This is a genomic window from Cellulomonas biazotea (assembly GCF_004306155.1).
Lineage (GTDB): Bacteria > Actinomycetota > Actinomycetes > Actinomycetales > Cellulomonadaceae > Cellulomonas > Cellulomonas biazotea.
In genome coordinates this window covers 1-11,257 of record NZ_BIMR01000188.1, presented here as the reverse complement: position 1 = coordinate 11,257, position 11,257 = coordinate 1, and the positions used below count along the sequence as shown (strand labels likewise).

Here is an 11,257-nt window from a genome sequence, read left to right as displayed (position 1 = left end):
CGCGGCGACCTCGACGGCCGTGGCGCGGGCGACGCGCTCGACGAGGGAGCGATCCCACGACGCGGCCATGCCGAGCTGGGTCGGGTAGATCGTGGCGCCCTCCCAGAAGGAGTGGCCGTGGATGCAGTCCTCGCCGACGAGCAGCGGGATCCGCAGCCGCGTCTGCTCGGTGAGGTCGTGGGCCTCGAGGACGTGCTCGGGGCTGGTGTGCAGGATCGAGCCGACGTGGACGTCCTCGATGAGGCTGCGGACGCCGTCGCGGGCATCGAGCTGGAGCATCTGGCCGACCTTCTCGGGGAGGGTCATGCGTCCGACGAGGTCGGCGACGCGCTCGGCGACGGGGAGCGCGGGGTCCTGGTACGGGTGGGGCACGACGGGTCCTCTCACGGCGGCGATGACGTCGGGGCGACGCGCTTCGGGTGCGGGCCGAATCGATTCGACGCCTCGAGTGTAGACGGGAATTACTGACAGGTCAGTAAGTTGTCGCGGTGAATCCACGGGGCGTCCCCCCGATGGCGGAGAGCGCCGTCCAGGGACAGTGTGGCCCGCGGAGGTGACACCCATGACCGACACGTTCCCCGTGATCCGCCAGGTGGTCCTCGACACCACCGACGCCCGCGGCCTCGCCGAGTTCTACCGGGCCCTGTTCGGCCTCACCTACCGCCCCGGCGACGAGCCGCCCGCCCCCGGCGAGCCCGACCCGCGCGGCCGCGACTGGCTCGTCCTCACCGGCGGCGACGGCGTCCCCCTCGCGTTCCAGCAGGTCGAGCACCTGACCCCCTCCACGTGGCCCGACCACGCCGTCCCGCAGCAGCTCCACCTCGACTGCACCGTGCCCGACGTCGCGACGCTCGACGCCCAGCACGAGCGCGCCCTCGCCCTCGGCGCCACGCTCCGGTACGACCGGACCGACGACCCCGAGGAGCCCCTACGGGTCTACGTCGACCCGTCCGGCCACCCGTTCTGCCTGTTCGTCGGCTGACGCGACGGCCGTCGGGGTGTCGACCGGGACGACCCCGCCGCCCGCGCCGACAGCGGTCGGCGTGCCGGTGCGTCCGGCGGCGGGGCCTGCGCGACGATCGGGCGGTGCAGCACCTCGACGACGCCGAGCGGCGTGCCCGCCTCGCCGTCCGCCACGCCGTCGCCCCCGCCCACCGCGTGCCCGACGTCGAGTCCGCCGCCCGCGCCGTCGTCTGCCTGCACGCGACCGACCCCGCCGGCCTGTACCTCTCGGCGTGGGCGCGTACCGACGGCTTCCAGGTGGAGGACCTCGACCGCGCGCTCTACACGGACCGCAGCCTGGTCAAGCACCTCGCGATGCGCCGCACGCTGTTCGCCGTCCCGCGCGACGTGCTGCCCGTCGTCCAGGCCGCCTGCTCGTCGCGCGTCGCCGCGACCGAGCGTCGTCGCCTGGAGAAGGAGGTCGTCGCCGCCGGCCTCACCGACGACGGCCCCGCGTGGTTCGACCAGGCGGTCGCCGCGACCGTCGCCGAGCTGCACGGCAGCGAGCCCCTGACCTCGACGCAGCTCCGGCAGCGGCTGTCCGTCATCGACGCGCACATCGCCTACGGCGGCGACAAGCCGTGGGCGGGGAAGTTCTCCGTCGCGTCCCGCGTCCTCACGTGCCTGCAGGCCGCCGGGACCGTCGTGCGCGCCGCGAACCTCGGCCGCTGGACCGCGTCCCGGCCGACGTGGGCGCTCGCGCGCGACTGGCTCGGCGACGACATCGCCCCCGTCGACGAGCGCACGGCCCGCGCCGACCTCGTCCGGCACTGGCTCGCCCGGTTCGGGCCCGGCACGACCGCCGACGTGCGGTGGTGGCTCGGGTCGACGCTGCGAGACGTCCGGCAGGCGCTCGCCGACGTCGGCGCGGTCGAGGTCACGCTCGACGGTGGGCTCACCGGCTGGGTCCTGGCCGACGACGTCGACCCCGTCGGACCCGTCGACCCCTGGGTCGCGCTGCTGCCGTGGCTCGACCCCGCGACCATGGGCTGGACCGACCGCGACTGGTACGTCGGACCGCACCGCGCCCAGGTCTACGACGCCGTCGGCAACGGCGCCGCCGCGATCTGGGTCGACGGGCGCATCGTCGGCGCCTGGACCGTCGCGACGACCGGCGAGGTCGTCCTCTACCCGCTGGAGGACGTCGGCCGCGACGCCACCGCCGCGGTCGAGACCGAGGCCGACCGCCTCACGACGTGGCTCGCGGGCACGCCCGTCCTGCCGCGCTTCCCGGCCCCGCTGGTCGGCGGCCGGTCCTGACCCGCCCGGTGACCCGGCAGGGCCACCGACTCCGCCACCTCTCCGTCGACCGCCCGGTGGTCAGCCAAGGACCACCGCGGACTCCTCCGAGTACCCCAGCAGCCGCGGGCCGAGCCGGGTGAGCCACTGCAGGTCGTCGGGGACGGCCACGGTCCGGACGAGCGTGCCCGTGCGGCGGTCGAGGACGTCCAGCGACGGCGGCCCGCTCGCGGACGGGTCGGCGACGACCAGCACGATGTGCGGGCCGTCGCACATGACCTCGATCTGCCCTGTCGTGACGGGCGTCGTGTAGGTCCACACGACCTCGCCCGTCCTCGCGTCGAGCGCGACCGTGCCCGCCGACGTCGGCAGGTGCACCCGGCCGTCGGCGACGGTTGCCGGCGTGCCGCTCGGCACGACGACCTCCGTGAGCTCGGTCTCCCAGAGCTGCCGGCCCGTCCGGCCGTCCCAGCCCCACACCGTCCCGCCGGCGCTCGACACCTCCAGCCCGGGCACGCTGCCGTCGTCGAGCACCCGCGTCGAGAGCGTCCCCAGCACCTCGAGGTCGGGCAGTCCCGCACGGACCACCCGGTTGCGGCCGAGGTCGGTCCGGGCCACGAGCCGGCCGATCCCCGACCAGGTCTGGTCCAGCGCGAGGTCGTCGCGGCGCTCGCCCGTGGCGCTCAGCGCGTACGTCTGCCCCGCACCCGTGAACACGACGGCGTGCCCTCCGGCCTCGGAGACCGACAGCCAGCCCGCCGAGTCGTCGTCGGGCTCGTCGTCGGGCGACCGGTACCGCCACCGCTCCTCGCCCGTGACGGTGTCGACGCCCGCGACGACGACGTGCCGCTCGTCGTCCAGCCACGCGAGAGCCGTGACGTCGCCGAGCGTCGCCGCCGACCACGCCGGCGGGACGTCCGCCTGCGACCGGATCGTGCCGTCGTGCAGGTCGACGACGACGAGGCGGGACCACTGCGGTGCCGGCCTGCGCTGCTCCTCGGCCGGGCCCGCGGTGCGGAACGCGTCGGCCGTGAAGCACACGAGCGTCTCCGGTGCGCGCCCGGGGTCCGCCAGCTCGGCCGGGGGCGGCAGGCACGACGACACGCCCCAGGTGTCCGAGCGCAGCAGCTCGGGGACGGCCGGGGCGATCGCGACCGACCACACCTCCTGGCCCGTCGACAGGTCGCGCGCGAGGACCGCGGGCGACCCGTCGTCGAGGACCGTCGGGCCGACGCCCGTGCCGCCGACGAACGCGACGGGGTACCAGCGCTCGTCGTCCGTCGGCGTCCACAGGGCCGTGAGCTCGGCGCCGACGTCGGCGATCGCGCCCGGCAGCGCCGCGATCCGGGCGTCGACGGCCGCCGCCCGGGAGTCCAGGAGCGTCTGCGTCGCGAGCAGCCCGACGGCGGCGACCGCCACGGGGACGACCCAGCGGCCGTGCCGGCGCCACTCCCGCCAGGTGCGGCGGGGGCGTCGTCCGGCTCCTGCCGGGTCTGCGTCGTCCGGGCCGCCCGGCGCGGGGACGTGGCGGGGCGTCAGGTCGACGTCGTCGTCCTCGACGAGCTCGACCTCGGTGAGGCGCTCACCGCGGGGCATGCGGGGAGGCTACCTCGCGAGGACCGCCCGCAGGGTGGCCCGGGACGACGTCGTCGACCGGTCAGCCGAGGACGCGGTAACCCTCGGGACTCGTCGCCAGGAACACGTCGCCCAGCGGCCAGACGACGGCGTCCGCGGGCAACGCGACCTGCCGGACCATGGCACCGGTCCGCCGGTCGAGGACGGCGATCGCGTCGGTGCCGCCGTCCGTGCCGCTCAGGACGAGGACGTGCGGGCCGTCGGTGAGGACCGCGCCGCGGTCGCCCGGTGGCAGGGGCGTCGACCAGAGCACCTCGCCCGTCGCGGCGTCGAGCGCGACCGCCGCGTCCTCCGTCACCCCGTGCAGACGCCCCTCCGCGACGAGGACCGACGCCCGCGTCGCGCCGACCAGCCGCACGTCGGCCGTCCAGCGCGCCGCGCCCGTGCGGCCGTCCCACGCCGACGTCCGGGTCGCCTCCGGGGAGACCTCCAGGCCGGGCGCGCTCCCGTCGTCGACCGTGCGGCGCGCCAGGTCGCCGGGCACCACAAGGTCGGGCAGGCCCGCGCGGGCGACCCGCCGCAGGCCGCCCTCGGCGCGCGAGACCAGCCAGCCGTCGACCGAGGTCAGCGCGTCGTCGAGGACGTCCGGTGAGAACGACTCGCCCGCGGCCGTGAACCCGACGAGGTGCTGGCGCGTCAGCGCGACCACGACGCCGCCACCCGCGCTCCAGGCGACCGGGCCGGACGCCGTCCCGTCGCGCCGCTGCGCCGCCGGCGCCGCGTCGGGGACCACGTGCCGCCAGCGCTCCTCGCCCGACATCGTGTCGACCGCGACGAGCTCGACCCCGCCTTCGGCGTCGCGGCGGACGAGGACGGTGCGGTCCTCGAGCACGGCGGTCGACCGGACCGGGTCCACGTCGTGCCGCGCACGGACCGTGCCGTCCCGGGCGTCCACCACCGTGACCCGGGACCACGTCGCGGGCTGCTCGTGGAGCTGGTCGCCCTCGAGGTGCTGGTAGCCGTCGGACGCCACGCACACGACGACGTCCGGGAGGCTGCCCGTCTCGGTGCTGCCGGCGGGCGGGGAGCAGCGCGTGAGGCCGTAGACCCCCTGCTGCGCGAGGTCTGGGACCGCGTCGCCCAGCGGCACGGCCCAGCGCTCCTCGCCCGTGTCGAGGTCGCGCGACGTCAGCGTCGGGGTCGCGTCGCGCCGGACCAGCGCGAGGACGCCGCCGTCGACGGCGACCAGCGGGGCGGGCTGCTCGGCCGGGTCCGCGACCCACAGGGTCGTGAGCTCGTCGCCGACGTCGGCGACGGCACCCGGGAGGGCGGCGATCGCCGCGTCGGCGGCGTCCGCGCGCGCGTCGAGCAGGACCTGCACGCCGACGAGGGCGGCCGCGACCACGACCGGCACCCACGCCCACCGGAGCAGCCGCCGTGCTGGGCGGCGCCCGGGACGCCGGGATGGGCTCTCGACCGGGTCGACCGGGTCGGCGTCGTCGACGAGCCGGACCGGGGTGAGGCGCTGGTCGGACGGCATGCGCGGAGGCTACTGGCGACGCCGGGGTCGTCGGGGCGGAACGGGACGGCGGATGTCGGGCGGCACGCACGCCGGTCGCGCTGGACCGCGCCGTGCGTGCCGCCCGTGGTCCGTCAGGCCTGGGCGGGGGCCTTGGCGTGCTCGAGCGCCCAGTCGAGGGCCTTGTCCGCGACGGCCTCCCAGCCCGGTGCGGCGCAGGTCCAGTGGTCGCGGTCCGGGAACTCGTGGTACTCGGTGAGCGCCGGCGACTTGTCGTAGTGCTTGGCGTTCGAGCGGTTCACCGACGCGGGCATGATGTGGTCCTTGCCGCCCGCGATGAACAGCAGCGGTGCCCGGTCGTTGCCGTAGTCGACCCAGGTCTCCTGGTGGCCGGGCTTGTAGTTGGCGATCAGCCCGTACGCCCAGATCCACGCGCCGGGCGCCGCGATGGCGTACCGCTCGTAGACCTTGTCCGACTCCTCGCGGCTGAGGGTGTTGGTGAAGGCGTAGTGGAACTGCTCGGGGGTGAACGCGACGGCCCCGTGCCGCTTCGACAGGCTCGTGAAGGCGGCGCTGAGCGACTTGAGCTGCGACAGGGGCGTGACGCGGACGCCCTCCGTGGGCGCCGAGTCGACGACGACCCCCGCGGCGCCGAGACCCCGCGCGAGCAGGAGCTGCGTGAGGGTGCCGCCGAACGAGTGGCCCATGATGATCGGCGGCACGTCGAGGCCCTCGATCACGGCGGCCAGGTGGTCGACGACCTCCGGGACCGTGAGCTTGGCGATGAGGTCGGGGTTCTCGCGGAGCGCCTCGACCTCGATCTCGAAGCCCGGGTAGCCGGGCGTCAGGACGCGGAAGCCCTTCGCGGTGTAGTGCTCGACCCAGCCCTCCCAGCTGCGCGGGGTCATCCACAGGCCGTGCACCAGGACGATCGTGTCGGGTGGAGTGGTCATGTCGGTCCTCTTCTCGAGCGGTGCGGCGAACGAGCTGGAGCGGTACGACTGACGGGGGGACGTGCCGGGCATCCCGGGACGAGCCGGTCACCCAGGGCCGATCATCGCCTGCCACGGCCCCGCACGGGAAGAGCCCCCGTGCAGGTCAGGTCCGCGGAGAACGATGTCGGGACGGCGCCGCGCAGGACGCGCGCCGCGCTCCGGCCCCGCGGCCCTGTGGGTCAGACGTCGGCGGGCGCGACCGTCTGGCGCCGGGCGTCCTCGAGCGCGCGGCGGCCCGACGGCAGCGCGAGCGCCACACCGACCACCACGAACAGCGCCACCCCCGCCAGGACCAGCAGCAGCTCGACGCTCATCCGGTCCGCGAGCGGCCCGAACACCGCCATGCCGAACGGCATCGCGACCGCCATGACGATCCCCACGAAGCCGAACACGCGCCCCTGCATCTGCGGCTCGACGGTCTCCTGCAGGACGGTCGTCGACGGCGTCGAGAAGAACGGCACCCCGAGGCCCAGCAGGAACATGAACCCGAGGAACACCCACAGGTTCGTCGACAGCCCCAGACCGATGGAGATGCCGCCGAACGCGACCGTCGAGCCGACGATCATCCCGATCCGGCTCCGGTTCGCCGCCCACGTCGCGACCACCGCACCGCCGATCAGCATGCCGATGCTGAACGCGAGCTCGTTGGCGGTGAGCTTCCAGACCTCGTCGCCGAACGTCCGCACGACCATGAGCGGCGTCAGGTACGACGGCGCGACGATCAGCACGAACACCACCGCGAACAGCGCCAGCACCCAGCGCACGAACGCGTGCCCCGCGATGTACCGCAGCCCGCCGACCAGGTCGTCGAAGTACCCGACCGGCGCGGCGTCCTCGCCGTCCGCCGCGGTCCGCACGACCCGCGCGACGGGGACCAGCAGCAGCAGGCCGATGCCGATCGCGGCCGTCACGACGTCGACGAAGAACACCGCGACGATGTCGAAGCTCGCGTACACCGCCGCGGCCGCCGCCGGGGCGACGAGCATCATCGCCGACTGGATCGTCGCGTTGATGCCGTTGACCCGCATGAGGTGACGCGTCGGGACGATCTGCGGGACCAGCGCCGACACCGCCGGCGTCTGGATGCCCGCGCCCGCCGACCGGATCGCGAGCGCCGCGTAGATGAGCCACAGGTCGTCCGCGCCGCCGAGCATGAGCAGCGCCAGGGCGAGCGTCGTGACCGCGATCGTCGCGTCCGCCGCGATGATGAGCAGCTTGCGGTTGTGCCGGTCCGCCCACACGCCGCCGAAGATCGAGATGACCGCCTGCGGGAGGAAGCCGAACACCGACGACAGCGCGAGCACCGAGCCCGACTGCGTCTGCAGCGTCAGGTGCCACATGACGGCGTACTGCACGAGCATCGAGCCGAACAGCGACACCGTCTGCCCGCTGAGGAAGACGACGGTGTCCCGGACCCAGCCGGGGCGGTCGTCGGCCTCTGCCGGTGCGCCGCCCGCGCCCGCCGTGCCGCCGGGCGCGTCGGCGAGCACCGCCGTCGCGGCGGTGTCGGGGGAGTCGTGCGTCGGCCGGTCGCCGGTCGGCGGGGTCGAGGACGTCGGTGCGGTGGCGTCGTCGGTCACCGCACCATGGTCGCCTCCGCCACCGACATCGCCCACCCCTTTTGCCCTCGGTGCGTGTCGGAGGTCGTCGCTACGGTCGACGGCGAGAGCACCACGGGTGGACGACCGGCGGCGGTCGACGGAGGGGGCATGATGAAGTTCGGGATCGTCGGCACGTTCGGCACGGTCGACCAGCTCGTCGACCTGGCGGTCCAGGCGGAGGACGCCGGCTGGGACGGCTACTTCACCTGGGACGCGGTCGACCTCGGCGTCGAGGGCGACGTCTGGGACCCGTGGGCCGTGCTCGCGGCCGCGGCCGTCCGCACGTCGCGCGTCACGCTGGGTGCGCTCGTCTTCGCGCTCCCTCGCCGACGACCCTGGGTCGTCGCCCGGCAGGCGCTGACCGTCGACCACCTCTCGGGCGGGCGGCTCGTCATCCCGGCGGGCCTCGGCGTGCCGATCGACCGCGCCTTCGCGGGCGTCGCGGGCGAGCTCACGAGCACGCGCGAGCGCGCCGAGCTGCTCGACGACCACCTCGCGATCCTCGACCTCGCGTTCTCCGGAGAGAAGTTCTCCTACTCCGGCACGCACCACCAGGTCACCGACCTGCAGTTCCAGCCCCGGCCCGTGCAGCGGCCGCGCGTGCCGATCTGGGTCGTCGGCGCCTACCCGAGCGAGCGCTCGATGGGGCGGGCCGTGCGCTACGACGGGCTCGTCCCGCAGCTGCGCGGCGACCGCGCCATGGAGCACCTCGGACCCGCCGAGGTCGCCGAGATCGCCGCCTGGGTGCGCGAGCACCGGGAGGCGGACGCCGGCCCCTACGAGATCGTCCTGCAGGGCGTGCTGCCCGAGGACCCGGCCGAGGCGCAGGACCACACCGACGCGCTCGCCGAGGCCGGCGCGACGTGGTTCATCGAGTCCCGATGGGAAGGCCCCGGGTCGACGTACGACGCGCTCGCGGCCCGCATCCGGCAAGGCGTGCCGCGCGGCTGACCCGGCGTTGACAGGGCGACGACCCGGATCCGCGCGATGACACTTCCGACGCCGTCGGCGACGGGACCGGCGACGCCCTGGGGGACGCGGCGGCCGTGGGGGACGGTCGTCGGCGGCGTGGTCGTCGCCGTCCTCGGGGTCGTCGCGCTGCTCGTCCCGTCCGTCCTCGCCGCGCTCGAGCGCGACCCCGCCGCGATCGCCGACGGGCAGTGGTGGCGGCCGCTCACCGCGATGCTCGTCCAGGCGTGGTGGCTGCAGTACGCGTTCAACCTGGCCGGGCTGCTGCTCGTCGGGTGGGCCGTCGAGCGGCGGTGGGGGACCGGGCGGTGGCTCGTCGCGGCGGTCGGCGGCGGGCTCGTCGCCGCGCTCGTCCTGACGGTCGCCGTCCCCGACCTCGTCGACTCCGGCACGTCGGACGCGGTGGGCGCGCTGATCGGGTTCCTCGTCGTCCGCTCGTGGCGGGAGCACGTGTCGCCCCCGTTCGTCCCCGCGGTCTACGCCGTCTTCTGGCTGCCGTACGTGCTGCTCACGGGCCTGGGCGTGGGCTACGCCGTCGCCGGACCGGTCGCGTCGATGGTCGTCGCGGTCGTCACGGCCGAGGCCCGCCGCACGGGCGGGCACCGCCCCCGGACCGCGACCCTGGTGCTCGCCGTCGTCACGGCCGTCGTCCTGTCCGCGCTCCTCGACGGCCACGGCATCGGCCTCGCCGCGGGTCTGCTCGCGGGCGCGCTGCTGCCGCCCGTGCGGAGGGACGACGTCCCACGGCCGGAGGCCGGATGACTGCGACGTGCGCCGCCGCCCGACGTCGGTCTGCTGCGTGACCGGGCGCGCGGTGCGGGTCCGGACCCGTCAGTCCTCGGGCGACGGTGTCCCGCGGGCGCGATGGGCACGGGTCGGTCGGGTGACGGAGGTCCGGGTGCCGGTCCCGTGCGCCCCGTCCCGGGTAGCCTCCCCGTGCTGCGCCTGACGGGCGGTCGACGTCCCGGCGCTGCGGTCCGGCACGGCACGCGCCGCCGGTCCCGACGGTCTACCCGAGCCACGCCCGGAGGCACGATGCCCACGCTCACCCGCCCGCACGTCCGCGTCCTCGCGTCGGCAGTCCTCGCGCTGGTGGCCGGGATCGGCGGGGTCGCGACGGCCGGCGCGGCGTCGGCGGAGGCGCCCGTCGACCTCGTCGAGGAGGTCACGGACCACGCCGGTGTGCTGAGCCCGCAGGACGCGGAGGCGGTCGCCGCGCGGCTCGACGCGCTCGCCGACAGCACGCCGTACCAGCTGTTCGTCGTCTACGTCGGCAGCTTCGACGGGATGGCGCCCGCCGACTGGGCGGACGAGACCGCGGTCGGCTCCGGCCTGGGCCGCGACGACATCCTGCTCGCCGTCGCGGTCGACGACCGGCAGTACCAGGTGTCGGTGGCGCAGGAGATCGCCCTGACCGACGACCAGCTCGGTGACGTCGAGGCCGATCGGATCGAGCCCGCGCTGCGGGACGACGACTGGGCGGGCGCCGCCGTCGCCGCCGCCGACGGGTACGAGGCGGCTGCCGCGGGCGACGCCTCCGGTGAGGACCCGGTGGGCGTGGTCACCGGCCGGTCGTTCGGGGTGTCGTGGCCCGCGCTCGGCGCGGGCGTCGGCGGGCTCGCGCTGCTCGTGGCCGGGGTCGTCGTCGTGCCCCGGCAGGTCCGGCGCCGCCGGGCCGCGGCCGCCGCGGAGGCTGACCTCGACGCGATGGACGGCCGGGCCTCGTCCGCGCTCGTCGCCGTCGACGAGGCCGTCGCGACCAGCACGCAGGAGCTCGGGTTCGCCGAGGCCGAGCTCGGTGCGACGACGACCGCCCCCTTCGCGGCCGCCCTCGACGCGGCGCGCACCGAGCTCGCGGCGGCGTTCGGCGCCCGGCAGCGGCTCGACGACACGCAGCCCGAGTCCGACGACGAGCGGCGCGCCCTGCTGACGCTGATCCTCGACGCGTGCGCCCGAGTCGACGCCGCCCTCGACGCGCAGACCGCCGAGTTCGTGCGCCTGCGCGACCTGCACGCCCGCGTCCCGCAGGTCCTCGTCGAGGCCGCCGAGCAGGCTGTCCGGCTGGCCGCCCGCACCGATGTCACGGAGTCGTCGCTCAATGACCTCGCGGCCCGGTACGCGCCGTCGGCGCTCGCGGCCGTCGCCGGGAACGTCGACGACACCCGCGCCGTCCTCGACCGGGCCCGCGCCGCCACCGCCCAGGGGACGGCCACGCTCGACACCGACCGAGCCGCCGCGGTCGCCGCCGCGCAGGTCGCCGTCGACGCGCTCGCGCAGGCCGCGGCGCTGCTCGACGCCGTCGACGCGACGGCGCGCGACCTCGCGCAGGCCCCCGACCGGCTCGTCCAGGCGTGCGC

General features: G+C 75.7%; 10 protein-coding genes. 5 read left to right on the top strand and 5 right to left on the bottom strand.

Features of this window, described 5'->3' with window-relative positions; all coding sequences use genetic code 11:
- Window positions 1-372 (bottom strand): glycoside hydrolase family 3 N-terminal domain-containing protein (locus tag CBZ_RS12395; RefSeq protein WP_281274880.1); only part of this gene is annotated, 372 nt, incomplete at its 3' end.
- Window positions 373-562: 190 nt separating this feature from the next.
- Between CBZ_RS12395 and CBZ_RS12390 the strand changes: the two genes are divergently transcribed.
- Window positions 563-982 carry a VOC family protein gene (locus CBZ_RS12390; RefSeq protein WP_130781843.1) on the top strand — a complete coding sequence of 140 codons (420 nt, stop codon included), beginning with the start codon at window positions 563-565 and terminating at the stop codon, window positions 980-982.
- Window positions 983-1,086: 104 nt separating this feature from the next.
- Entirely contained in the window at window positions 1,087-2,262 is a 1,176-nt protein-coding gene (locus CBZ_RS12385) for a winged helix DNA-binding domain-containing protein (RefSeq protein WP_130781842.1), read from the top strand.
- A 60-nt stretch (window positions 2,263-2,322) separates the two neighbouring features.
- Here the strand turns inward: CBZ_RS12385 and CBZ_RS12380 are convergent, their stop codons facing one another.
- The 4 genes from CBZ_RS12380 to CBZ_RS12365 form a co-directional block, all read right to left on the bottom strand.
- Window positions 2,323-3,837 carry an outer membrane protein assembly factor BamB family protein gene (locus CBZ_RS12380; RefSeq protein ID WP_130781841.1) on the bottom strand — a complete coding sequence of 505 codons (1,515 nt, stop codon included), beginning with the start codon at window positions 3,835-3,837 and terminating at the stop codon, window positions 2,323-2,325.
- A 61-nt stretch (window positions 3,838-3,898) separates the two neighbouring features.
- Complete coding sequence (locus tag CBZ_RS12375; RefSeq protein WP_130781840.1) at window positions 3,899-5,356, bottom strand: outer membrane protein assembly factor BamB family protein; 1,458 nt, start codon at window positions 5,354-5,356, stop codon at window positions 3,899-3,901.
- A gap of 113 nt (window positions 5,357-5,469) precedes the next feature.
- On the bottom strand, window positions 5,470-6,288 hold the full coding sequence (locus CBZ_RS12370) for an alpha/beta hydrolase (RefSeq protein ID WP_130781839.1): 819 nt from the start codon (window positions 6,286-6,288) through the stop codon (window positions 5,470-5,472).
- Between the two features lie 221 nt (window positions 6,289-6,509).
- Complete coding sequence (locus tag CBZ_RS12365; RefSeq protein ID WP_246013330.1) at window positions 6,510-7,910, bottom strand: MFS transporter; 1,401 nt, start codon at window positions 7,908-7,910, stop codon at window positions 6,510-6,512.
- 129 nt (window positions 7,911-8,039) lie between these two features.
- On the opposite strand from CBZ_RS12365, the gene CBZ_RS12360 reads away from it, so the two are divergent.
- The 3 genes from CBZ_RS12360 to CBZ_RS12350 all read left to right on the top strand — a co-directional run.
- Window positions 8,040-8,882: an LLM class flavin-dependent oxidoreductase gene (locus CBZ_RS12360; RefSeq protein WP_246013328.1), complete on the top strand. Its 843-nt coding sequence runs from the start codon at window positions 8,040-8,042 to the stop codon at window positions 8,880-8,882.
- Window positions 8,883-8,918: 36 nt separating this feature from the next.
- Complete coding sequence (locus CBZ_RS12355; RefSeq protein WP_130781838.1) at window positions 8,919-9,662, top strand: rhomboid family intramembrane serine protease; 744 nt, start codon at window positions 8,919-8,921, stop codon at window positions 9,660-9,662.
- A gap of 273 nt (window positions 9,663-9,935) precedes the next feature.
- Window positions 9,936-11,257 (top strand): TPM domain-containing protein (locus CBZ_RS12350; RefSeq protein ID WP_165446759.1); only part of this gene is annotated, 1,322 nt, incomplete at its 3' end.